Raw genomic sequence first — 23,024 nt, 5'->3', positions numbered from 1 at the left:
GGCCCGCGCGGACCCGAACGCTCGACTAGTGTCCGGAGCGTGGTCGTCGTCGCCTGGATCGCGGTGCTGCTCGGTATCGCCGCGGTCGGCTACCTGCTCTTCGCGCTGCTGCGTCCGGAGCGCTTCTGATGACGGTCCAGGCGTGGCTGCTGGCGTTCGCCGCCCTCGCCACGGTCGCCGTTCCGATCGCCCTGCTCCACAAGCCGCTCGGCGACTACATGGCCCGGGTGTACATCTCGGAGCGGGACACCCGTGTCGAGCGGCTGCTCTACCGCGCGGCCGGTGTCGACCCGACACGGAGGCAGACCTGGCGCGGCTACCTGGGCGCGCTGCTCGCGTTCTCGGCGGTCAGCATGATCGGCCTGTACGCCCTCACCCGGCTCCAGGCCCATCTGCCGTACTCGCTGGGCAACGCCGCGATGAGCCCCGATCTCGCGTTCAACACCGCCGTCTCCTTCGTGGCGAACACGAACTGGCAGTCCTACTCGCCCGAGCAGACCGTCGGCTACACCGTGCAGGCCGTCGGGCTGGCGGTGCAGATGTTCCTCTCCTCCGCGGTCGGGATGGCGGTCGCGGTGGCGCTCGTGCGCGGCATCGGGGGCGTGCGCGCGAGCACGACGCTGGGCAGCTTCTGGGTCGACCTCACCCGCTCCACGCTGCGGATCCTGCTGCCGCTCTCGGTCCTCGTCGCGGTGGTGCTGCTCGCCGGTGGCGTGATCCAGAACCTCCACGACTTCCGCGACGTCACGACGCTCGGCGGCGGTCACCAGGCCATCCCGGGCGGGCCGGTCGCATCCCAGGAGGCGATCAAGATGCTGGGGACCAACGGTGGCGGCTTCTTCAACGCCAACTCCGCGCACCCGTACGAGAATCCCTCGGCCTGGGTCAACGCCTTCCAGGTCTTCCTGCTCCTGGTGATCCCGTTCGCGCTGCCGCGCACGCTCGGTGTGATGGTCGGAGATCGTCGCCTCGGGTACGTCGTCCTCGCCACCATGGTCGTCTTCTTCGTGCTGGTCTTCGTCGCGCTGACCGCCGCGGAGCTGCACGGGCACGGCACCGCCCCGCAGCTCGCCGGCGCCGCGACGGAGGGCAAGGAGCAGCGGTTCGGCATCCCCGGATCGACCCTCTTCAGCACGGCCACCACCGGCACCTCCGGCGGGGCGGCCGACTCGATGCTCGGCTCCTACACCGCGTTCGGCGGCATGATCCTGATGCTCAACATGCTGCTCGGCGAGGTCTCGCCGGGCGGCGTCGGTGCGGGGATGTACGCGATCCTCGTCCAGGTCGTCATCACCGTCTTCCTCACCGGCCTGCTCCTCGGTCGCGCCCCGATGCTGCTCGGCAAGCGGGTCGGGGTGCGCGAGATGAAGCTCGCCGGACTCTTCATCCTGGTGATGCCGATCCTGGCCACGGCCGGCCTCGCGATCAGCCTCGGCATCCCCGGGCTGCGCCACGAGATCGTCAGCGGGTCCCTCGGCAACGAGGGCGCGCACGGCATGTCGGAGATCCTGTACGCCTTCATCTCGGCGGCGATCAACAACGGCTCGGCCTTCGCCGGGCTGAGCGCGAACACGCCCTACCTCAACGTGTCGCTCGGCGTGATCATCCTGCTCGGCCGGATCCTGCCGATCACCCTGGTGCTGGCCCTGGCCGGCGGCTTCGCGGCCCAGGACCGCGCCCCCACGACCGCTGTCGAGCTGCCGATCTACACGCCGCAGTTCGTGGTGCTCCTGATGGCGATGATCGTGCTGATCGCGCTGCCGATGTTCTTCCCCTACCTGATGGTGGGTCCGCTCGCCGAGGGGCTCCGATGATCGCCACCATCACCACGACCGGGAAGCTCAAGCGGCGGGTGCACGCCACCGGGCCGCTGCTGCTGGCCGCGCTGCGCAAGGGCGACCCGCGCGAGCTGTGGCACAACCCGGTCCTGTTGCTGGTCGAGGCCGGGGCGACGCTCACCACCCTGGTCGCGATCGTCGAGCCGCTCTCCGGGCGGCCGAACACGTCGGGTGGTGGGCCGCTGCCGACCGGGTTCTCCTGGACCGTCGCGGCGCTGCTCTGGCTCACCCTGTACGTCGCCAACATCGCCGAGGCCCTCGCCGAGGGCCGACGGCGCGAGGAGACCGCGGCGCTGCGCTCGCTGGGCATCGGCGCCACCGCCCGTCGGATCCGGCGCTACCACCGCGCCCAGGACCCCGCCGCCTACACCGCCGACCTGGAGGAGGTCGACGCGGGCGAGCTGCAGGCCGGCGACCACGTCGTCGTCGAGGGCGGCGGCACGATCCCCTCCGACGGCGAGGTGGTGTGGGGCATCGCCTCGGTCGACGAGTCGGCGATCACCGGCGAGTGGGCCGCGGTGATCCGCGAGGCGGGCACCGACCGTACGGGCGTCACCGGCGGCACCCGGGTCCTGTCGGACCGGATCGTGGTCCGGGTGACCGCGCCGCGCGGCAACACCCTGGTGGACCGGATGCTCGGCCTGGCCGAGAGCGCACGCCGGCAGAAGGCCCCCAACGAGCTGGCCCTCTTCTCCCTGCTCGCGTCGTTCTCGCTCTCCTTCGTGCTGATCGCCCTCACCCTCAACGCCGCCGTCTCGCCGGTCGCCGCGGGCGTCTCGATCCCGATCCTGGTCGCGCTGGTGGTCTGCCTCATCCCGGCGGAGGTCGCGGCGCTGCTCTCGGTGACCGGCATCGCCTCGATGCAGCGGCTGCTGCGGCACAACGTGGTGGTCTCCTCCAGCCACGACCTCGAGACCGCCGGCGAGATCACCACGCTCATCCTGGACAAGACCGGCACGATCACCATGGGCGATCGCACCGCCGTCGACCTCGTCCCGGTCGCGGGTGCGACCGCCGAGGAGCTGATCCGTGCCGCGGTGCTCGCCTCCCTCGAGGACCCGACGCCGGAGGGCGTCTCGACCCTGCGGCTCGCCGCCGAGCGCGACACCGACGCCGTGACCGGTGCGGGCGAGGCCGACGCGCGCCGGGCGGGTCGGCCGGTCCCGTTCAGCGCCCAGACCCGGCTCTCGGGCCGCGACCTCCCGGACGGCACGTCGCTGCGCAAGGGCGCCGAGACCGCCGTGCTCGGCTGGCTCAAGCACGAGGGCAACCAGCAGCCGCGCGACGTCGTCGCCGAGGTGCACGCCGCGACCACGGCGATCGCCCGGACGGGCGGTACGCCGCTGGTCGTCGCGATCCAGCCCGGCGAGGGCGCCGGCCGTGTGCTCGGCGTCATCCACCTCAAGGACGTGGTGAAGAAGAGCGTGCCGGAGCGGATCGGGCGGCTGCGTGCGCTGGGCATCCGTACGGTCCTCGTCACCGGTGACAACCCGCTCACCGCCGCGGCCATCGCCCGCGAGGCCGGCATCGACGAGCACCTCGGTGACGCCACCTCGGAGGCCAAGCTGGCGTTCCTCCGCGAGGCCCAGGCGCGCGGTCACTTCGTCGCGATGACCGGCGACGGCATCAACGACGTGCCCGCCCTGGCCCAGGCCGACATCGGCGTCGCGATGAACACCGCCACCGGGGCTGCCAAGCGGGCCGCCACGATGGTGGTGATCGACGACGACCCGGCCCGGATCATCGACATCATCGAGATCGGCCGCCAGCAGATGGCGACCCGCGGGGCGCTGACGACCTTCAACTTCGCCAACGACCTGGTCCGCTACTTCGCGCTCTATCCGGCCCTCTTCGTCGGCACCTTCCCGGGCCTGCACCGGCTCAACGTCCTGCGGCTGCACTCGCCGGCCTCGGCGGTCGTCTCCACGCTGATCTTCGGCATCGTGGTGATCGCGATGCTGATCCAGATGGCGCTGCAGGGGGTGCCCTATCGGGCGAGCGACCTGGGCCGATCGCTCACCCTCAACGTCCTGGTCAACGGCGGCGGCGGGATCCTCGCGGCCGCGGTCGGGATCAAGGCCATCGACCTCGTCGTCTCCCTCCTCCCGGGCTACTGAGGTGGTGACCCGATGAGCGCGCGCACCCTCGTCCGGACGGCGTGGACCGCCGTGCGCGTCCTGCTGCTCCTCACCGTGATCCTCGGGATCGGCTACCCGTTGCTGATCACCGGCATCGGCCGCATCGCGTTCCACGACCGCGCCGACGGCTCACTGGTACGCGACGGGTCCGGACAGGTCGTCGGCTCGCGACTGCTCGGGCAGTCGTTCCTCGACGCCGCGGGCGCCCCGCTGCCGCAGTACTTCCAGCCGCGCCCCTCGGTCGCGGGGGACGGGTACGACGCTCGCGCCTCGGGCGGCTCCAACCTCGGCCCGGAGAGCCCCGAGCTGATCGACGCGATCGAGCGGCGCCGCGCGCAGGTGGCGGCGTTCAACGGGGTCGCGCCCCGCGACGTGCCGCCCGACGCGGTGACCGCGTCCGGCTCCGGGCTGGATCCCGACATCAGCGTCGCGTACGCCCGGATCCAGGTGGCCCGCGTCGCCGCCGCGCGCGGGGTGCCGGCGGCGAGGGTCCGGGCCGTGCTCGACGACCGGATCGAGGGCCGCGACCTCGGCTACCTCGGCGAGCGGCGGGTCGACGTGCTCGCCCTCAACCTCGCGCTCGACGCCGCCCTCCGCTGACCGTGGGCGGCCACAACCCGGCCTTGGTAAAGCGATTGCGTGACCTGGCTCTCATCGCCGTACCGTTCGGGGACGAATCATCTCCATGGGGAGGCTGGGATGGGTGTCATCATCGTCGGCGTCGACGGCAGCGAGCCGTCGGCCCAGGCGGCGCTCGCGGCTGCGCGCCTGGCGGACGCCCTCGGCTCGGAGCTGCGGGTCGTGTGTGCGTACGGCCGCGGCGAGGAGCGCGAGGAGGAGTTCGGCGAGTGGGCCTTCGGGCGCAGTGCGCGTGATGCCGACGCCCTCGGCGGGGCGACCCAGGCGGCGGACAGCGCGATCGCCAGGATCCGGGCCTTCTACCCCCGGCTCACGGTTGCCGCGCACGCCAGCAGTGGGCGGCCGTCCACGGCGCTGCTGCAGGCCGCCGAGTTGTTCGACGCCGAGCTGATCGTGGTCGGCAACAAGAACGTCCAGGGCGCCTCCCGTCTCCTCGGCAGCGTCGCCAAGGAGGTCGCCAAGCGGGCCAAGTGCGATCTGTACGTCGCGCACACGACCCCGCGCGCCTGATCTCAGGATCCGCTCAACCGCCGCCTCTAGGGTCCGCCGCATGGCTCAGCTGACCCGGCGACACGTGCTCTCCACCCTCTCGGTGGGAGCCGTGGGCGCGCTCGCGCTCTCGGCCTGCTCCAGCGAGCCGAACGGGGCGGCGGCCGGCACGCCCACGCCCTCACCGACCCCGGCGGCGCCGTCGGTGTCGCTGACCTCGGCCGGCACCCTCACCATCGACAACAGCGCCTGGCGACACGACGCGGTCAACGACGTCTACTGGCAGCTGGGCCTCACCTACTGCGAGCGTCCCGCGGCACCCGACCTCGAGACCTTGGCCGTCTACGTCCCCGGCGCCTACCTCGTCGCCGTCGACAACGGCGACGACACCTATACCGCCGTCCCGAGCGCCGATGGCGTCTTCGGCAGCTTCACCGCGGCGACCGCGCCGATCGTGATGCCGGTCGACACCCCCGACTACGGCGCCCAGCAGCCGCCGACGAGCTACGCCTACGGCGACGCCGCGGCCTACCTCCGGGCCGGCTTCGTCTACGTCGCGGCCGGTCTGCGCGGACACGACAGCACGGGCGACAACGCCGCCGGTGCGACCTACGTCGGCAACGCGCCCTGGGGCGTGACGGACCTCAAGGCGGCGGTGCGCTTCCTGCGCTACAACGCCGATCTCGTGCCGGGCGACCCGACGCGCGTCTTCGTCTTCGGCCACAGCGGCGGCGGTGCCCAGTGCGCGGTGATGGGGGCCAGCGGGGACTCCGCCCTCTACACGCCGTACCTGCAGGCGATCGGGGCGGCGACGACCGACCCGGACGGCGCGCGGATCGGCGACGCGATCGCCGGGGTGATGGCCTGGTGCCCGATCACCAGCCTCGACTACGCCGACGCGGCGTACGAGTGGAACATGGGGCAGTTCGCGAGCACCGGCACCCGTGCGCCCGGCACCTGGACCGCCGCCTACTCCGCCGACCTGGCGGCGGCCTTCGCCGGTCACGTCAACGGCCTCCGCCTCACCGATCGGACGGGGCGGCGGCTCACCCTCGCCGCGAGCGGGGCCGGCAACCATCTCGGCGGCAGCTACTACGAGCACCTGATGGCGGTGATCGAGCAGTCGCTCAACGACTTCCTCGCCGACACGCGCTTCCCGTACACGCCCTCGAACATCACGATGCGCGGGATGGGTGGCCTGAGCGCGGACGCCGGCTCCGCGACCGCCGGTGCCGCTCCCGGTGGTGCGCCCGCCGGCGGCGCCACGGCCCCGGGGGACCGACCGCAGGGCGGGATGCCGACGGCGTTCCCGACGGCCCTGCCGAGCGGCGCCGGCGGCATGCGCGGCGGACCCGGCGCGATGCCCTCCGGTGCTCCGCCGGGCGGCATGCGCCAACGGCCGGTGGCGGGTGGGTCCGCTCCCAGCACTGCTCCCTCGACGGCCGTTCGCCCGGCCGTTCCCTCGGCCGTTCCCTCGGGCGTCGCGTCCGGCGGCGCGGCGGGTGGCGGGGCGGGTGGCGGGGCGGTTGGCGGGGCCGAGCCGGCCGCGCCGGGCACCACGTACCGGACCGTCGAGGCCTACGTCGACCACCTCAACAAGGACGCCACCTGGGTCCGCTACGACGCCCCGTCCAACACCGCCCGGGTGCTCTCGCTGGCGGGCTTCGTCCGCAGCCAGAAGACCCCCGAGAAGGGCGTCGGCGCCTTCGACGGGGTCGAGCGCGAGCAGACCGCGAACCTCGCGTTCGGCATCGGCACCGATGGCCTGCACTTCGCTCCGGTCGCGCGGCGGGCGATCGCCGCCCACCAGGCCCGCTACGCGGGCCTCGCCGGCTGGAGCGACGAGGTCGCCGCGTCCGGGTATGCGACGGACTTCGCCACCGCCGACGAGCTCGGCCGCGGCGTCCTCGCCCGCGGAGACCTCTACAACCCGATGTACTTCCTCTCCCGGCCCTACGCCGGATCCGGCACCGCGAAGCACGCGACCCACTGGCGCATCCGGACCGGCATCATGCAGAGCGACACCGCCAGCACGGTCGAGGTCAACCTCGCGCTCGCCCTGCAGGCGGTCGGCGCGCAGGTCGACTTCGCCACCGTCTGGGGCCAGGGCCACACCATGGCGGAGCGCACCGGGGACCCGGTGAGCAACATCGTCGCGTGGGTCCGCACGAGCGTGGCCTGACTTCGTACGCGTCAGTAACTTGCGGCTACGATGGAGCGCATGAAGCGCGAGATCTACAGCGAGGACCACGAGGACTTCCGGGCTGCGGTCCGCACCTGGATCGAGCGGGACGTCCTTCCGCACACCGACGAGTACATCGCCGCCAAGGCGCTGCCGCGCGAGTTCTGGCTCAAGGCCGGCGAGAACGGCTTCCTCGGTCTGGCGCTCGACGAGGAGTACGGCGGCGCGGGCGACTTCCGCTTCAACGCCGTCCTCAACGAGGAGCTCGCCAAGGTCGGCGCCGCGTACCCGACCTGCGTCGGCATCCACGTCGACATCACCGCCCCCTACATCAACGAGCTCGGCACCCCGGAGCAGAAGGAGCGCTGGCTCCCCGGCGTCGCCGCCGGCGAGATCCTGCTCGCGATCGGCATGACCGAGCCGGGCGGCGGCTCGGACCTCGCCGCGCTGAAGACCACCGCCGTGCGCGATGGCGACGAGTGGGTCATCAACGGCTCCAAGACCTTCATCACCAACGGCTACTCGTGCGACCTGGTCATCGTCGCGGCCCGTACCGACCCGGAGAAGGGCGCCAAGGGCATCACCCTCTTCGCCGTCGAGACCACCAAGGACGGTTTCAGCCGGGGTCGCAAGCTCGACAAGGTCGGCATGGAGGAGTCCGACACCGCCGAGATGTTCTTCGAGAACGTCCGCGTCACCGACGCCGAGATCATCGGCGAGCTCAACATGGGCTTCATCCACATGATGCAGAAGCTCGCCCAGGAGCGGCTCTCCTGCTCGGTCGCCAACGTCGCGCACGCCAAGCAGATCCTGGTCGAGACCCTGCAGTACGCCAAGGACCGCCAGGCCTTCGGCCAGTCGATCGGCAACTTCCAGCACAACAAGTTCCTGCTGGCCGAGCTGTTCACCCAGATCGAGGTCGCCGAGGCCTACATCGACAAGTGCGTCGCGGCCCACGCGACCGGCGACCTCTCCGCCGTCGAGGCCTCCAAGGCCAAGTACTGGTCCTCGCAGACGCAGAGCGAGGTGCTCGACCACTGCGTCCAGCTGCACGGCGGCTACGGCTTCATGAACGAGTACCGCGTGGCCCGCGCCTGGCGCGACGCCCGCGTCACCAAGATCTGGGCCGGCTCGAATGAGATCATGAAGGAGATCATCGGCCGCGATCTGGGCCTGTAAGCGACGGAGCACGGCAGCACGCACTGCGCTGCGTTGTCGGTCCGCGACAGCCCGCTCCGCTCCAAGGCTGCCTTGGGCCCTCCGCCCTGCGCAGCACGCGCTACGGACCCAGATCGAGTTCAGAAGCGGTGGCGGCGGCGCATCGCGGCGAAGCGCTCACCGAACGCCTGGATCTCCCACGTGGAGGCCAGGCGTTCGGCGTTCTCCGCGTGCCGGTGCGCCGCCTCGCCGAGCCCGGCGGCCGCTGCCGCGTAGGCGAGGTACGCATCGATCGGCCCGTCGCTGAGCGCCTGGCCGACCGAGCAGCTCCACCCGGCGTACGGCTCGAGCAGCGGCAGCACGGCGCGCGCGAGCGCCCGCTCGCCCAGGTGGAGCGCCAGCTCGGCGGCGTGGCACCAGGCCAGCAGCGAGACCTCGTCGTCGTGCTCCAGCGGCGCGCCGTGGGCGCGGTAGTAGGTCCGGGCGCCGTCCAGGTCACCGGCGCGGCACAGGTAGGTGGCGATGGAGGCGGCGAACGGCACGGATGCGTCGACGAACGTCTCGAGCAACGGCGTGACCTCGTGAGCCCGGCCCTGCGCCAGCCGCACGGTGATGAGGGAGGCGAGGATCGCCTCCTCGGCCTGGCCGTGCGAGATCTGGCGGGCGGTGGCCTGCATCCGCTCGAAGATCTCCTCGGCCTGCTCGGTCCGGCCGGCGAGCGTGTGCCAGGGCAGCTCGAGCTCGTCCAGGATCAGGCGGCCGAACAGGATGCGCTGTCGCTCGCTGTCGACCCGGGCCCGGGCGATCGCCTCGAACATCTCCCGTGGCCGGCCGAGCTCGGAGAGCACCACGGCGCGCAGGGTGCCGGCCACGACGACCGCGCGCTCCTCCCCGCTGTCGCGGGCGAGCTGCAGCGCACGCGAGATCCACACCAGCCGCTGCGGAGCGGAGCGCGCGACGGAGAGTGCGGTGGCCGCACCGAGCAGCACGTCGACGAGGAGCCTCGCGTCACCGGAGCGCTCGGCGAGCTCGAGGCCGCGGGCGACCAGGTCCTCGAGCTCCGCGTACGGCGTGCCGGGGCCCAGCTCGATCGCGAGTGCGACCAGGATCCGGCTGCGCAGCTCGTCCTCGCCGGGCCCGAGGCGGTCGAGGGTGCCACGCAGCGCCCCGACGACGAGGTCGTTGACCGCACCCGGGGGCGCTGAGCGCCACAGCACCGACTGGGTCGTGGCGATCGCAGCTCGGGCCACGGCCACCGGGTCGCCGAGCTCCTCGCCGACCGCGATCGCCTCCTCCACCGCGGCGACCAGCGCCGGCAGGTCGGCCGCCCACCGACAGGCGTCGATCAGGCCGGTGAGCAGGTCGTAGCGCTGGCGCGGGGTCGCGCCCGGATCCTGGGCCAGGGCCTCGAGCGCCGCCCGCCGCAGCCGGGCCTCGTCGTCGTAGGCGTAGAGCCGTCGGGCGACCGCCGCCGCGGAGACGGCGGCGCGCCAGGCCCGCGGCGCGTTCGTGGCGCCGCCGGCGAGCCAGTGACCGGCGACCTCGGTCTCCCGTCCCGCGACCTGCTCCAGCGCGGACGCGATCCGCACGTGCAGGCGTGCCCGCCGTCCGGCGGACAGGTCCGCCGCGAGGGCGTCGCGGACCAGGGCGTGCGCGAACATGAACCGGTCGGCGCCGTCCTCGCGCAGCAGGCCGGCGCCGAGCGCGGGGTCGAGCCGGTCGAGCACGTCGTCCTCGTCGGTGCCGATCGCGGAGGCGACCAGGGCGGTCTCGAAGACGCGCCCGATCACCGCCGCCGCCTGCAGCGCGGTGGCGGTCGGCTCTGCGAGCTGACGGAGGCGGCGCGCGATCACCTCGGTAACGGCCGCCGGTGGATGCTCCTCGTCGAGCAGCTCGGTCAGATCCCGCTCGCCGGCCAGCCGGGCGTACTCGACGAGGAAGAACGGGTTGCCGTCGGTCCGATCACGCAGCCGTACGGCCTGCTCCTGCGACGGGGCGCTGCTGGTCACCGCGGTGAAGACGTCGGCCACGGCACCGTGGGGTAGGCCGGCGAGCTCCAGGCGCAGTGCGTGCACGCGGGCGAGGGCGTCGGCGGTCGCGGCGAGCTCGTCGGTGGGCGGCGGCCGGTGGCGCCACGTGGCGAGCAGCAGCAGTCGCTCCTCGCCGGCCTGCTCCAGCAGCAGTCGCAGCATCCGCAGGCTCGAGGGGTCCGCCCAGTGCAGGTCGTCGAGCACGACGACGGTCAACCGCTCGGCAGCCGCGCCCAGCAACGCCTCGCTCACCCGCTCCCAGGCGGCGAACTGGCCCCCGCGCTCGGCGCCGAGCACGTCCTCCAGCGACAGGTCGACGCCCGCGAGCACGTTCTTCCACGGCCACAGCGGGGGCGCGCCCTCGTCCTGGGAGCACCGCCCGACCAGCACCTGGGCGCCCTGCTCGCGAGCCGCCCGGGCGAGCTCGCCGGCGAGCCGCGACTTCCCGATGCCCGGGTCGCCGGTGAGCACCGCGTACGACGGCGTGCCGGTCCGGGCGTGGTGCAGCTGGCCCAGCAGGGCCTGCAGCTCGGAGTCGCGCCCGGCCATCGGCCAGGGCGCCAGCGACGGTGCGTGCGGTGCCGCGGGCTGCGCCTCGGCGGCCGGTCGGGGCGCCGGCACCACCAGCCGGCTGCGCGGAGGGGCCCAGTCGAGTCGCGGGTCCTGTCGCAGGATCGCGGCCTGCAGGGTGCGCACCTCGGCGCTGGGGGCCAGCCCGAGCTCCTCGTCCAGCACCTCCCGCAGGTGCCGCAGCTGGTCGAGCGCGTCGGCCTGGCGGCCGGCCCGGGTGAGGGCCACCGCCTGCAGCGCCCACAGCCGCTCGCGCAGCGGATGCTGCTGGGTCAGGGTCTCCAGCTCGGCCGCGACGGTCCGGTGCCGGCCGAGGGCCAGGCCGGTCACCGCCCGGTCCTCCCGGGCGACCAGCAGCAGCTCCTCGAGCCGAGCCCGCTCGGCGACGGCGGCCGGCGCATCGCCCAGCTCCGCGTAGGGCGCTCCGCGCCAGCAGGCGAGCGCGCCCTCCAGGTCGTGCAGCGCCTCCTCCAGGACCGGTCCGTCGAGGGCGGGGGCGAGCATCGGGTCCTCGGTCAGCAGCTCGGCGTGCCGGCCCGCGACCGTCCGCTCGAAGTCGCCGGCGTCCACCGGCGCCCGCCAGGCGTACCCGGTCGGCACCGTGACGAGCACGCGCGCCGGCGCCCGGCGCTCGCGCTCCGGCTCCAGCGCGCGGCGCAGGTGCGACACGTAGCCCTGCAGCGTGGTGGCCACCCCGGGCGGAGGATGCTCGCCCCAGACGAGGTCGACCAGCGTGTCGACGGCGACGGGCCGACCACCGTGCAGCGCCAGCGCCGCCACGATGGCCCGTTGGCGCGGTGCGCCCAGGTCGAGCTCGCGCTCGTCGCGCCGGACCGCCACGGGGCCGAGCACCGAGGCGCGCACCTGGGTGCCGGCCGTCACGGTCACCCCCTGACTGTACGAAGCCGGATCCGCGGGCGCCTCCCCTATTTTCGGTGCACCGGCGTGGCCGCCCGCCTCCCCGGTCGGTCCCCCAAGTCGGTCCCCCCAAGTCGGTCCCCCAAGTCGGTCCCCCAGTCGATCCCCAGTCGTCCCCCAGCGGCCTGGTGGAGCGTCGGAGACATCACCGGACACCACCCCGAACCGAAGGAATCGTCATGACCGTCCTCGACGTCCACCCCGCCGAAGCCCTGCGCAGCATCTGGGGCACCAGCGGCAGTGACCGCATCCACCTCTCCGGCGACGCCGGCTACGACGCGGCCCGGATCGCCTGGAACCTCGCCGTGGACCAGCGCCCCGCAGCCGTCGCCCAGCCGCGGACCGTCGACGAGGTCGCCGCCCTCGTACGCGCCGCCTCCGTCACCGGCCTGCGGATCGCCCCGCAATCCACCGGCCACAACGCCGGCCCGCTGGCCGAGCGCGGTCTCGACGACGTCGTCGTGCTGCGCACCGGAGGCCTGGACCGGCTCAGCGTCGACGCCGACCGCGGCGTGGTCCGCGTCGAGGGCGGGGCCGTCTGGGAGCCGGTCGTCGAGGCCGCGGCCGCACACGGGTGTGCGGTGCTGCACGGCTCGTCGCCGGATGTCGGCGTCGCCGGCTTCACCCTGGGCGGCGGCATCGGCTGGTACGCCCGCAAGCTCGGCCTGGCGGCCAACAGCCTGGTCGCCGCCGAGGTCGTGGTCGGCGACGGCACCCTCGTACGGGCCGATGCCGAGCAGAACGCGCCGCTCTTCTGGGCGCTGCGCGGTGGCGGCGGCAGCTTCGGCGTCGTGGTCGCGCTGGAGTTCCGGATGTTCCCGATCGACTCGGCGTACGCCGGGATGATGGTCTGGGACCTGTCCGACGCGGAGCGGGTGCTGCGGGAGTACGCCGCCTGGGCGCCCGGCGCACCGGACGAGGTCAGCGCCTCCTTCCGTGCGATGCGGCTCCCCCCGATCCCGGACATCCCGGAGCCGCTGCGCGGACGCCGGATCGCCGTCCTCGACGGTGCCGTGCTGGGCAGCGACGAGCGCGCCGCCGAGATCCTCGGTGCGTTCCGGGCCCTGCGCCCGGAGATCGACACGTTCGGCCGGGTGCCGACCACGGCCGTCACCCGGATCCACATGGACCCGGAGGGCGGAGCACCGTTCGCCTCGGGCTCGACCGTGCTCGCCGGGCTGCCCGATGCCGGCGTCGACGCCTTCTGGGCCGAGGTCGGCCCGGACGCGACGACCTCGCTGCTCCTCGCCGAGCTGCGCCAGCTCGGCGGTGCGGTCGGACGTCCGGCCGAGGGCGGCGGCGTGCTGAGCCACCTCGAGGGCCAGTTCGCGGTCTTCGCCGGTGGCATGGCGATCACGCCGGAGATGGGCGCGCAGGCGCGTGCCGACGCGGTCACCGTCACCGAGGCGCTGGCGCCGTACGCCACCGGCACGCACTACCTCAACTTCGCCGAGAGCGCGGTCGACTGCCGCTCCGCGTACGGCGAGGACCGGTGGCTGCAGCTGAAGGGGATCCGCTGCGCGGTCGACCCGCACGGCGTCTTCGCGGCGAACCACCCCGTGCCGCGGCTCTACGAGGGCGGACGACCGACCGCCTGAGGATCCGTTAGGAGCGCCTCACCTTGTTTGCGGCCCGTCGTCCCGTGTTGGGACGATGGGCCGCATGGCATCCGAGAGCGTTGAGACCGTGGATCTGTCGCACCACGAGCACGGTGACGTCGAGGGGTTGAGCAACCGGCTCAACTGGCTGCGCGCCGGCGTCCTCGGCGCCAACGACGGCATCGTCTCGGTCGCCGGCCTCGTGATGGGCGTCGCGGGCGCGACCAGCCATCGCTCCGACATCTTCATCGCCGGAACGGCCGCGCTCGTGGCCGGTGCGCTCTCGATGGCCGCGGGGGAGTACGTCTCGGTCTCGACCCAGCGTGACGCCGAGCTCGCCCTGATCGCGGCCGAGAAGAAGGACCTGGCGAAGATGCCGGACGAGGAGCTCGACCACCTCACCTCGCTGCTCGCGGAGAAGGGCCTCTCGCCCGACGTCGCGCGTCAGGCGGCGCTGGAGATGACGGCGAAGGACGACCTGCGCGCGCACGCCGAGTTCGAGTTCGGCATCGACCTCGACGACGTGACGAAGCCGTGGAACGCGGCGCTCGCCTCGATGCTCGCGTTCACCGTCGGCGCGCTGCTGCCGCTGCTGACCATCCTGCTGCCGAGCCCGGAGCGCTTCTACGTCACCATCGTCGCGGTCGCCGCGGCGCTGGCGCTCACCGGGTTCACCTCGGCCCGGTTCAGCAGCGCCCGCCCGCTGCCCGCCGTCCTGCGCAACGTCGGCGGCGGCGTCTTCGCGATGGTCGTCACGATGCTGATCGGGAACCTGCTCGGCACCCAGGTCGGGTGATGATCCGGCGGTGAGGCTCTTCGTCGCGCTGATCCCGCCGGAGGAGGCGGTCGAGGACCTCGACTCCTTCCTGGACGTACGACGCTCGGCCGCGTCCTTCCGCTGGGCGGACGCGAGCCAGCTGCACCTGACCCTGGCCTTCCTCGGTGACGTCGAGGAGTGGCGCCTCGACGATCTCCTGGAGCGGCTGGCCCGGGCCGCGGCCCGGCGTACGGCGTTCGACGTCACGATCGCCGGCGGCGGCGCCTTCCCGAACGCGGGTCGCGCCCGGGTGATCTGGGCGGGGCTCGCCTGCGCCACCGCCGAGGGCCGGGTCGAGCTCGACCGGCTCGCGACCGGAGCCCGGACGGCGGCGGCCCGCAGCGGCGTCGAGGTCGACCCCTCGACAGGCTCAGGACGGCGTGGCGCCCGCTTCCGCCCGCACGTCACGCTCGCCCGCCTCGGCGTCCCCGGCGAGGTCAGCAACTGGGTGCGGCTGCTCGACACCTACCGCGGCCCGACCTGGTCCGCCTCCGCGATCTCGCTGGTCCGGTCGCACCTGGGCGAGGGGCCGCGGGGGCGGCCGCGGTACGAGGTGCTGGGGGAGCTCCCGCTGGGTGGCTGAGGTTGGGGTAACACGTCGTTCGCGGTGGGTAGCAGCCTGACGCAACGCGCTGCTACCTCCGTGAACATCGTGTTACCCCCGGAGCGGGGCCTGCCGGCTGTGCTCCGCGGCGTACGTCGCCAGCAGCCGGCGCAGCGCCGCCAGCGCCCGGGCGGTGCGGGCGCGGTCGGCGAAGATCGTCTGGTGCAACACCAGGCCGTCGAGGGCGACGTAGACCGCCTCGACCAGGTCCGGGTCGTCGAGGCCGTTGCGCGCGAGCTCGCGACCGACCAGCTCGCGGTAGGAGTTGTCGACCGTCTCCATCAGCCGGCGCAGCTCGGGGCGGCGCCGCGACTCGAGGTTGAGCTCGTACTGGAAGGCCTGCAGGTCGGGGTTCTGGGTGACCATCGCGACCAGGGACTCGGCGAAGCCCTCGAAGCCGGGGCCGCTGGAGGCGAGCAGGGTGTCGGACGCGCTGCGTTCCAGGCAGTACGCGAGCGCCTCCTCCAACAGCGTCGACCAGTCGCCGAAGTGATAGCGGACCGACGCGTGGCTGACGCCCGCCTCGGCTGCGACCGAGCGGTAGGTCATCCCGCGCAGTCCCTCGGCGGCGACCACGCGGACGGCGGCCTCGAGCAGGGCCTGGCGACCCGTCCCGTAGCTGACTGCCATCGGCACCTCCTCCGTCGGCCTGGTCATCCGTCGGCCTGGGCGTCGGCTTGCAGCGTAGCGATCCGGAGGCCGCGATCGGGTGCCGGTCGTCAGCAATGCCGGGCCCGGACGTAGGGGATTTCCTCAGCAGCGCCGAAGGATCTCTCGATGTTGCCGACGCCGTCCGGCTCCTAGCGTCGGTAGCACGCTCACACGAGTTCGATCGAGGAGGAACCAGGTGACTGCGACGATGATCGAGACGACGCCCCGCCAACAGCTGTTCCGCTCCGCCATGGCCAACCTGTCGGCCGGGGTCAACATCGTCACGACCGACGGCCCCGCCGGCCCCGCGGGGCTCACCGTGAGCGCTGTCTGCTCGGTGACCGACACCCCGCCGACGCTGCTGGTGTGCATCAACCGGTCGAGCCGCAGCCACGCGACGTTCGAGGCCAACGGCCGGCTGTGCGTCAACGTGCTGGGTGGCCGGCACGAGGACGTCGCGATGCTCTTCGCCGGTGCCACCGGCGCCTCCGGGGTGGACCGGTTCGCGGCCGGCGAGTGGGACTACACCAGCGCCGACGTGCCGGTCCTCGTCGGCGCCGCCGCGTCGGTGATCGGCCGGATCACCGAGATCAGCGGCCAGGGGTCGCACTCGGTGATGTTCGTCGAGGTCGAGCGGATCATCCTCAACGAGGACGCCGGCGCGCTGGTCTACTTCCAGCGCCGCTTCCACTCCCTCGACGCCTGCTGAGCCGCCGGATCGGGCCCCGGTCGGCGACATACGCTGCCGCCATGACGGTAGATCCGCGCTCGCCCGAGCTGGTCAGCGGCGACTTCGTCGCGATGATGTCGGCGGCGCAGCAGTGCGTGCTGGTCCACGACGCCGCGACGAAGAACATCCTGTGGGCCAACCCGGCGGCCTGCGCCATGCTCGAGTGGGACATCGAGGAGCTGCGGCCGCTCAAGGCCAACGACATGAGCAGCTCCGCCCAGCAGTACGACCGCGTGCTCGGCCGGGCCTGGCTGCAGGACGCGGTCGAGCACGGCGTGAGCCGGGTCGAGTGGCACTACCGCTCGCGCACCGGACGGATCATCCCGACCGACGCCATCGCCACCCGTGTCGAGCTCGCCCAGGGACCCGCGGTGATGGTGCAGTTCCGCGACATCGAGCGCGAGCAGCACGTCGCCCAGGAGCTGCGGCTGGCGACGTCGTACCTCGACGCGCTGGCCCGCCAGACCTCCACCGCCGCGCTGATGGCCGACCACGGCGGGGTTCTGCACTTCGCCACCGACTCGGCGATGACGCTGATCGGTGCCGATCTGCGTGGTCCGCTCGGCCCCCTGGAGGAACGCGCCCGGCTGCGGCTGGACGGTGCGGTCGTGGGGTGGCGCGACGTGGTGGAGGCCGCGGCGCCTGTGGCCCGGGTGCAGCTCGAGGTCCTCGGTGGGGCCGGTGCCGCCTGGCTGGAGGGCAGCGTCGAGCGGCTCAACGACACGGAGGGCGGCACCTTCCTGCTGATCCTGCACGACGTCTCCGACCGGGTGCAGGGCGAGGTCGTCCGCGAGCGCGAGACGCAGCGGGAGAACTACCTGGCGCGCTACAACGCGATGGGCGACATGGCGATGGCGATCGCGCACGAGCTCGGCCAGCCGCTCGCGGCGGCCGGGAACTACCTCGGCGGCGTCCTGGCCCGGGTCGGCATCGCAGCCGGCACCGGTGCCGCCCCGGGCGCCGACGACCGTACGATGCTCGACGCCGGCGCGATCACCCACGGGATCGAGAGCGCCCGTCGTCAGATCGAGCGGGCGAGCAAGATCGTGGAGGCGCTGCGGGGCTTCGTCGGTCACCTCGAGCACGTGGGGGAGACGGTCGACCTGCGCGAGGTCGTCGCGGAGTGTGAGTACTTCGTCCGGCTGCGGGCAGAGGCGGCCGGCGTCGAGGTCCTGGTGGAGCCGAGCCCGACGCCGGTGATGGTGCGCTGCGAACGGGTGCTCACCGGCCAGGTGGTGCTCAACCTCTGCTTCAACGCGATCGACGAGATGGCCGCCGCGGGAACCGGGCGACGGCTGCGCATCGTGGTGCGACCCGGCGGCGCGGGCGGGGTGGTGAGCGTCGAGGACGAGGGCCGCGGGATCGCCCGCGACCCGTTCGTCGACAGCTTCACCTCCAAGGAGCACGGCTCGGGCATCGGGCTGGCGCTGAGCTACCGGATCATCACCCGCCAGCACGGCTCGATCTGGGCCGAGCGCCGGGACGAGGGCGGGTCGCGGTTCGCCTTCGCGCTTCCCCTGGCTCCCTAGGGGATTTCTTCAAAACTTTCCAATTGACAAGGTTGAGGGTCTCGGGAGAGTGTGTGGGCTGCGTCACCCCGACGAGGAGTGACGGCGACATCCGTCCAGCGCCACGGGAGGCCCGGCCGTGTCTCACACACCGCAGGTCAGCACCGACCTGAAGAAGGACGCGTTCGGCGTCGCCGGGATCCTGTTCTTCGTCCTGTCGGCGCAGGCCCCGCTGACCAGCATCGTCGGCGCCGCGGGCGTCGCGGTCGCGCTCGGCAACGGCGCCGGCGTCCCCGGCGCGTACCTGGCGGTCGGCGCGGTCATCATCCTGTTCGCGGTCGGCTTCACCACGATCACCCGCCACGTGGACAGCCACGGCGGCTTCTTCGCGCTGATCCGAGCCGGCCTCGGCCGCCGCGTCGGCACGGGCGGGTCGGTGGTCGCGCTGCTGTCGTACAACGCGATCCAGCTCGCGATGTACGGCCTGTTCGGTGCGAGCCTCTCGGGCCTGCTCGCCGACCACCTCGGCCTGTCCACCCCGTGGTGGGTCTGGGTCGCCGTCGCGATCGCGGCGGTGTGGTTCCTCGGCTCGCGCACGGTCGAGGTAGGCGCCCAGATCTTGGCGGTGCTGGTCACGCTCGAGATCGTGCTGCTGGTCGCCTTCGCCGTCGGCGTGGTGGCCCGGCGCGGCGTCGGCTCGCTCGACGTCGGCGCCAGCTTCGGCCCGCACGCGGTGATGGCGGGGGCACCCGGGATCGCGATCATGTTCGCGATCGCCTGCATGTTCGGCTTCGAGTCCACCGCGATCTACGCCGCCGAGGCCAAGGACCCGCGCCGCACGGTCCCGCGAGCGACGTACGCCGCCGTCGTGGCGGTCGCGATCTTCCTCGCCGCCCTCACCTGGATGCTGGTGGTCTACTACGGCCCGGGCAAGGTCCAGGGCGCCGCCCTCGCGGCCCTGCAGGGCGACCCGTCGGCCTTCGCCGTACGTCCGCTGGACGACGTCCTCGGCGGGTGGGCCGGCACCGCGGCCAGCGTGCTGCTGTGCACCTCGCTCTTCGCCGGCATCCTCGCCTTCCACAACATGATCACCCGCTACTTCCACGCGATGGCGGGTGCCGGGATCCTGCCGGCGGCGCTGGCCCGCACGAACCGCCACCTGGCACCGGCGACGGCCTCGCTCGTGCAGACCCTCATCGCGGGCGTCGTGGTGGCCGCCTTCGCGCTCGGCGGACAGGACCCCGTCGCCACCCTCTTCAGCTGGTTCGCCGGCCTCGCGGTGGCGGCCTTGGTCGTGCTCTACGTGCTGACCTCGGCCTCGGTGGTGGTCTTCTTCCGCCGGACCCGCCTCGAGACCAACCTCTGGACCACGCTCGTCGCTCCGGTGCTCTCCGCGCTGCTGATGGTCGGCGTGCTGGCCATGGTGGTGACCAACTTCGGCGTCCTCACCGGCGGCACCGGCCTGACGCTGTGGCTGCTGCTCGGCTCGGTGCCGATCGCCTTCGTCGCCGGCGTCCTGCGTGCCTCGGCGCGCCGCGCCGCGGACCCCGGGCTGCCCGGCGTTCCCGAGCTGGCCTGACCGCCCCCGACCTCCTCCGTTTTCCCGTTCACGTCTTCACAGGAGCACCACCCATGACCTCCGACGTCCTCGACATCGCCGCGACCAGCGCTCCCGACGCCGCGCCGCGCCACCCCCTCGCCGCGCTCACCGCCGCCGAGATCGACCGCACCCGCGAGATCCTCGCGGAGGCCGGCCTGATGGCGGCCGACTCCCGCGTCTCGTACGTGATGCTGCGCGAGCCGGAGAAGGCCGACGTGTTCGGCTGGGACGGCGTCGCCCCGATCGCCCGCGAGGTCAGCCTGTTGCACACCGCGCTGGACGACCTGACGGTCAGCGCCGTGGTCGTCGACCTCGGCGCGGGCCGGGTCGTCTCGCGTGAGCTGCTCGACACCAGCCGGGACGGCTTCGGCCCCTGCCTGGACGAGGACTACCCGCTCGTCGACCAGATCGTGAAGGCCGACGAGGCGTGGTGCGGGGCGGTCCGCAAGCGCGGCGTCGCCGACATCGACAAGGTCCGCCCGGTCCCGCTCTCCGCGGGCGTCTTCGGGTACGAGGACGAGGTCGGTCACCGCATCTACCGGGTGCTCAGCTTCTACGAGCCCGAGCCGGGCGCGATGGTCTGGGCACACCCGGTCGGCGGCGTCATCGCGCACGTCGACGTCACCGCGGGCAAGGTGCTGCGGGTCGTGGAGACCGACGTCGAGCACATGCCCACCGAGTCGGGCGACTACCTCGACCCGGAGGTCCGCGGGCCCGAGCGCACCGACCTCAAGCCGATCTCGATCACCCAGCCCGAGGGCGTCTCGTTCAGCGTCGAGGACGGCGTGCTGGAGTGGCAGAACTGGAAGGTGCGCCTCGGCTTCAACGGCCGCGAGGGCCTGACGCTGCACCAGCTCTCCTTCAGCGACCGCGGCGAGGAGCGCCCGGTGCTCTACCGGGCCTCGGTCTCCGAGATGGTGGTCAACTACGGCGACCCCGGTCCCACCCACGGCTGGCAGAACTACTTCGACTTCGGCGAGTACCAGTTCGGCCGCCTCGCCAACTCCCTCGAGCTCGGCTGCGACTGCCTCGGCGAGATCACCTACCTCGACGCCACCGTCGTCGACGACTTCTGCGTGCCGCAGACGATCCGCAACGCGATCTGCATCCACGAGGAGGACTACGGCGTCCTGTGGAAGCACGCCGACATCTTCAGCGGCACCTCCGAGACCCGGCGCCAGCGTCGCCTGGTGATGTCGTTCTTCGGCACGGTCGGCAACTACGACTACGGCTTCTACTGGTCGCTCTACCTGGACGGCACCGTCGACCTCGAGGTCAAGGCCACCGGCATCCCGTTCCCGTCGGGCCACGACGGCGTCGACCCGTACTTCAATGCGATGGCCCCCGGCCTGGGCGCGCCGGTGCACCAGCACCTGTTCTCCGCGCGGCTCGACTTCACCGTCGACAGCATCCGCAACCACGTCGAGGAGCTCGACGCGGTCTCGGTGCCGGTCGGGCCCGACAACCCGTGGGGCAACGCGATCGCGCGCACCTCGACGCGGCTCACCGGCGAGCAGATGGCCCGCCGTACCGCCGCCAACGACCGCAACCGGGTCTGGACCGTCTCCAGCTCGGAGCGGACCAACCGGTTCGGCCACCCCACCGGCTTCGTGCTCCAGCCCGAGGGCCAGCCCACGCTCCTGGCCGCCGAGGACTCCTCGATCTCGCGCCGGGCCGCGTTCGCCCGCCACCACCTGTGGGTCACCCGGTACGACCGCGACGAGCTGTGGCCCTCGGGCTACACCGTCAACCAGAACCCCGGCGGCGCGGGCCTCCCGGCGTACGTCGCGGGCGACCGCGCGCTGGACGGCGAGGACGTCGTCCTGTGGCACACCTTCGGCCTGACCCACTTCGTGCGGCCGGAGGACTGGCCGATCATGCCGGTCGACTACGCCGGCTTCAAGCTGCGCCCGCACGGCTTCTTCGACCGCAACCCCACCCTCGACGTGCCGGACCTGAACAAGGGCACGTGCCACGGCTCGTCGACCGAGTCCACGCAGGACAGCCCCGGTGGCTGTGGCTGCGGCTGCTGAACACACCCACCGATCTCGGCGACCCCTAGGAGAAGCAGTGAACACCCCTGAGCTCACCACCTCGATGTACCTCGCCGGCGAGTGGACGGCCGGCGCTGGCGGTCTGATCGAGGCGATCAACCCCAGCACCGGAGAGCCGCTCGCCAAGATCGCGGCCGCGGGCGTCGAGGACGTCGACCGTGCGGTCGCCGCCGCGACCGACGCGCTGCGCGGCTCGTGGGCCGCGGTGCCGCCCTCGCAGAAGGGGGTGCTGCTCAACCGCCTCGCCGACCTGGTCGAGCGCGACGCCCAGACCCTCGCCGCACTCGAGTCCCTCGACATGGGTACGCCGTTCGGCTTCGCCCAGGCGCTCTTCGTCCCGAACCTGACCGCCTCGCTGCGCTACTACGCCGGCTGGGCCGACAAGATCAACGGCGACCTGATCAGCTCCGACGGCTACTTCGGTGCGCCGACGCACTCCTACACCCGTCGCGAGCCGGTCGGCGTGATCGCGGCGATCGTGCCGTGGAACTCCCCGCTGATGATCCTCGGCTGGAAGCTCGCCCCGGCCCTCGCGACCGGCAACACCGTGATCGTGAAGCCGGCCGAGGACGCCTCGCTCTCGATCCTGCACCTCGCGAAGCTGATCGAGGAGGCCGGCTTCCCGGCGGGCGTGGTCCAGGTGCTGCCCGGCATCGGCGAGGTCGCCGGCGCCGCGCTCGCCAGTCACCGCGGCGTGCACAAGGTCAGCTTCACCGGCTCGACCGAGGTCGGCCGCGAGATCCTGCGCAACTCGGCCAGCAACTTCAAGCGCACCACCCTGGAGCTGGGCGGCAAGTCGCCGCAGATCGTCTTCGGTGACGCCGACCTCGACGCGGCGATCCCCGGCCTGGCGATGGGCCTGTTCGCCAACTCCGGCGAGGTCTGCGCGGCCGGCACCCGGGTCTTCGCCCACCGCTCGGTCTACGACGCCGTCATCGACGGGCTCAAGGGCGCGGCCGCCGCGCAGGTGCTCGGCGACCCGTTCGACGCCGCCACCACGATGGGTCCGCTGATCAACGCGGCCCAGCGCGAGCGGGTGCTGTCGTACGTCGCGAAGGGCAACGCCGAGGGCGCCGACCTGGTCGCCGGCGGTGCCGCGCCCGAGCGGCCCGGCTTCTTCGTCCAGCCGACCGTCTTCGCCGGCACCAACGACCTGACGATCGCCCGCGAGGAGATCTTCGGGCCGGTCGGCACGGTGATCCCGTTCGACGACGACGCCGAGGTCGTGGCGATGGCCAACGACAACGAGTACGGCCTCGCCGCCACCGTCTGGACCCGCGACGTGGGCCGGGCGCACGGCGTCGCCGCGCAGCTGCAGGCCGGCGCGATCGGCGTCAACGGCTGGTCCCCGCTCGCCCCGCAGCTGCCCTGGGGCGGCACCAAGGCCAGCGGCATCGGCCGCGAGCTCGGCTACGAGGGCATCCTCGCCAACACCGAGGCCAAGACGGTCACGGTGGTCCTGTAGGCGTGAGCGTTGCTCTGCTCGACTCGGTCCGGGGA

At 72.8% G+C, this 23,024-nt stretch carries 17 protein-coding genes; 15 read left to right on the top strand and 2 right to left on the bottom strand.

Going from position 1 to position 23,024, the window contains the following annotated elements; genetic code table 11:
- Positions 1-39 precede the first annotated feature (39 nt).
- From kdpF to ACZ5L9_RS05670, 7 genes are all read left to right on the top strand, one after another.
- A complete protein-coding gene (gene kdpF / locus ACZ5L9_RS05700; RefSeq protein WP_464534837.1) occupies positions 40-129 on the top strand; it encodes a K(+)-transporting ATPase subunit F in 90 nt (29 codons plus the stop codon).
- Positions 129-1,814, top strand: coding sequence for a potassium-transporting ATPase subunit KdpA (kdpA, locus tag ACZ5L9_RS05695; protein WP_464534833.1), 1,686 nt, complete (start codon positions 129-131; stop codon positions 1,812-1,814). Before kdpF ends, kdpA begins: the two co-directional genes overlap by 1 nt.
- Positions 1,811-3,955 (top strand): potassium-transporting ATPase subunit KdpB, encoded by a 2,145-nt coding sequence (kdpB, locus tag ACZ5L9_RS05690; protein WP_464534829.1) that lies wholly within the window; start codon positions 1,811-1,813, stop codon positions 3,953-3,955. Before kdpA ends, kdpB begins: the two co-directional genes overlap by 4 nt.
- Before the next feature lie 12 nt (positions 3,956-3,967).
- Positions 3,968-4,576, top strand: coding sequence for a potassium-transporting ATPase subunit KdpC (gene kdpC, locus ACZ5L9_RS05685; RefSeq protein WP_464534825.1), 609 nt, complete (start codon positions 3,968-3,970; stop codon positions 4,574-4,576).
- A gap of 99 nt (positions 4,577-4,675) precedes the next feature.
- Positions 4,676-5,125, top strand: coding sequence for a universal stress protein (locus ACZ5L9_RS05680; protein ID WP_464534821.1), 450 nt, complete (start codon positions 4,676-4,678; stop codon positions 5,123-5,125).
- Positions 5,126-5,165: 40 nt separating this feature from the next.
- The gene (locus tag ACZ5L9_RS05675) at positions 5,166-7,286 is read left to right on the top strand and encodes a subtype A tannase (protein ID WP_464534817.1); all 2,121 of its coding nucleotides are present in this window, start codon (positions 5,166-5,168) and stop codon (positions 7,284-7,286) included.
- A gap of 39 nt (positions 7,287-7,325) precedes the next feature.
- Complete coding sequence (locus ACZ5L9_RS05670) at positions 7,326-8,465, top strand: acyl-CoA dehydrogenase family protein (protein ID WP_464534813.1); 1,140 nt, start codon at positions 7,326-7,328, stop codon at positions 8,463-8,465.
- 119 nt (positions 8,466-8,584) lie between these two features.
- Here the strand turns inward: ACZ5L9_RS05670 and ACZ5L9_RS05665 are convergent, their stop codons facing one another.
- Complete coding sequence (locus ACZ5L9_RS05665; protein ID WP_464534810.1) at positions 8,585-11,932, bottom strand: BTAD domain-containing putative transcriptional regulator; 3,348 nt, start codon at positions 11,930-11,932, stop codon at positions 8,585-8,587.
- Positions 11,933-12,141: 209 nt separating this feature from the next.
- Here ACZ5L9_RS05665 and ACZ5L9_RS05660 point away from each other — a divergent pair, with 209 nt between their 5' ends.
- The 3 genes from ACZ5L9_RS05660 to thpR all read left to right on the top strand — a co-directional run bounded on the left by ACZ5L9_RS05660 (position 12,142) and on the right by thpR (position 14,960).
- Positions 12,142-13,560: an FAD-binding oxidoreductase gene (locus ACZ5L9_RS05660; protein WP_464534805.1), complete on the top strand. Its 1,419-nt coding sequence runs from the start codon at positions 12,142-12,144 to the stop codon at positions 13,558-13,560.
- A 64-nt stretch (positions 13,561-13,624) separates the two neighbouring features.
- Positions 13,625-14,356, top strand: coding sequence for a VIT1/CCC1 transporter family protein (locus ACZ5L9_RS05655; RefSeq protein ID WP_464534802.1), 732 nt, complete (start codon positions 13,625-13,627; stop codon positions 14,354-14,356).
- 10 nt (positions 14,357-14,366) lie between these two features.
- Complete coding sequence (gene thpR / locus ACZ5L9_RS05650; protein ID WP_464534799.1) at positions 14,367-14,960, top strand: RNA 2',3'-cyclic phosphodiesterase; 594 nt, start codon at positions 14,367-14,369, stop codon at positions 14,958-14,960.
- Between the two features lie 72 nt (positions 14,961-15,032).
- Here the strand turns inward: thpR and ACZ5L9_RS05645 are convergent, their stop codons facing one another.
- The gene (locus ACZ5L9_RS05645; RefSeq protein WP_464534795.1) at positions 15,033-15,611 is read right to left on the bottom strand and encodes a TetR/AcrR family transcriptional regulator; all 579 of its coding nucleotides are present in this window, start codon (positions 15,609-15,611) and stop codon (positions 15,033-15,035) included.
- A 217-nt stretch (positions 15,612-15,828) separates the two neighbouring features.
- Here ACZ5L9_RS05645 and ACZ5L9_RS05640 point away from each other — a divergent pair, with 217 nt between their 5' ends.
- The 5 genes from ACZ5L9_RS05640 (at position 15,829) to ACZ5L9_RS05620 (ending at position 22,989) form a co-directional block, all read left to right on the top strand.
- Positions 15,829-16,341 (top strand): flavin reductase, encoded by a 513-nt coding sequence (locus ACZ5L9_RS05640; protein ID WP_464534791.1) that lies wholly within the window; start codon positions 15,829-15,831, stop codon positions 16,339-16,341.
- A 41-nt stretch (positions 16,342-16,382) separates the two neighbouring features.
- Positions 16,383-17,891 (top strand): PAS domain-containing sensor histidine kinase, encoded by a 1,509-nt coding sequence (locus ACZ5L9_RS05635; RefSeq protein ID WP_464534786.1) that lies wholly within the window; start codon positions 16,383-16,385, stop codon positions 17,889-17,891.
- Between the two features lie 118 nt (positions 17,892-18,009).
- Positions 18,010-19,449 carry an APC family permease gene (locus tag ACZ5L9_RS05630; protein WP_464534781.1) on the top strand — a complete coding sequence of 480 codons (1,440 nt, stop codon included), beginning with the start codon at positions 18,010-18,012 and terminating at the stop codon, positions 19,447-19,449.
- 53 nt (positions 19,450-19,502) lie between these two features.
- Positions 19,503-21,503, top strand: coding sequence for a primary-amine oxidase (locus tag ACZ5L9_RS05625; RefSeq protein WP_464534778.1), 2,001 nt, complete (start codon positions 19,503-19,505; stop codon positions 21,501-21,503).
- A 37-nt stretch (positions 21,504-21,540) separates the two neighbouring features.
- On the top strand, positions 21,541-22,989 hold the full coding sequence (locus tag ACZ5L9_RS05620) for an aldehyde dehydrogenase family protein (RefSeq protein WP_464534774.1): 1,449 nt from the start codon (positions 21,541-21,543) through the stop codon (positions 22,987-22,989).
- Positions 22,990-23,024 lie beyond the last annotated feature (35 nt).

The sequence above is a fragment of the Nocardioides sp. JCM 18998 genome, assembly GCF_055391535.1.
Note: the sequence above shows the minus strand (reverse complement) of the source record. Positions and strands in the feature narration are given on the sequence as shown.

Coding starts and splice junctions, on each gene's coding strand:
- ACZ5L9_RS05675 (WP_464534817.1), top strand. CDS start 5,166: ATGGCTCAGCTGACCCGGCGACACGTGCTCTCCACCCTCTCGGTGGGA.
- kdpC (WP_464534825.1), top strand. CDS start 3,968: ATGAGCGCGCGCACCCTCGTCCGGACGGCGTGGACCGCCGTGCGCGTC.
- ACZ5L9_RS05645 (WP_464534795.1), bottom strand. CDS start 15,611: ATGGCAGTCAGCTACGGGACGGGTCGCCAGGCCCTGCTCGAGGCCGCC.
- ACZ5L9_RS05680 (WP_464534821.1), top strand. CDS start 4,676: ATGGGTGTCATCATCGTCGGCGTCGACGGCAGCGAGCCGTCGGCCCAG.
- kdpA (WP_464534833.1), top strand. CDS start 129: ATGACGGTCCAGGCGTGGCTGCTGGCGTTCGCCGCCCTCGCCACGGTC.
- ACZ5L9_RS05655 (WP_464534802.1), top strand. CDS start 13,625: ATGGCATCCGAGAGCGTTGAGACCGTGGATCTGTCGCACCACGAGCAC.
- ACZ5L9_RS05625 (WP_464534778.1), top strand. CDS start 19,503: ATGACCTCCGACGTCCTCGACATCGCCGCGACCAGCGCTCCCGACGCC.
- ACZ5L9_RS05635 (WP_464534786.1), top strand. CDS start 16,383: ATGACGGTAGATCCGCGCTCGCCCGAGCTGGTCAGCGGCGACTTCGTC.
- kdpB (WP_464534829.1), top strand. CDS start 1,811: ATGATCGCCACCATCACCACGACCGGGAAGCTCAAGCGGCGGGTGCAC.
- ACZ5L9_RS05660 (WP_464534805.1), top strand. CDS start 12,142: ATGACCGTCCTCGACGTCCACCCCGCCGAAGCCCTGCGCAGCATCTGG.
- ACZ5L9_RS05670 (WP_464534813.1), top strand. CDS start 7,326: ATGAAGCGCGAGATCTACAGCGAGGACCACGAGGACTTCCGGGCTGCG.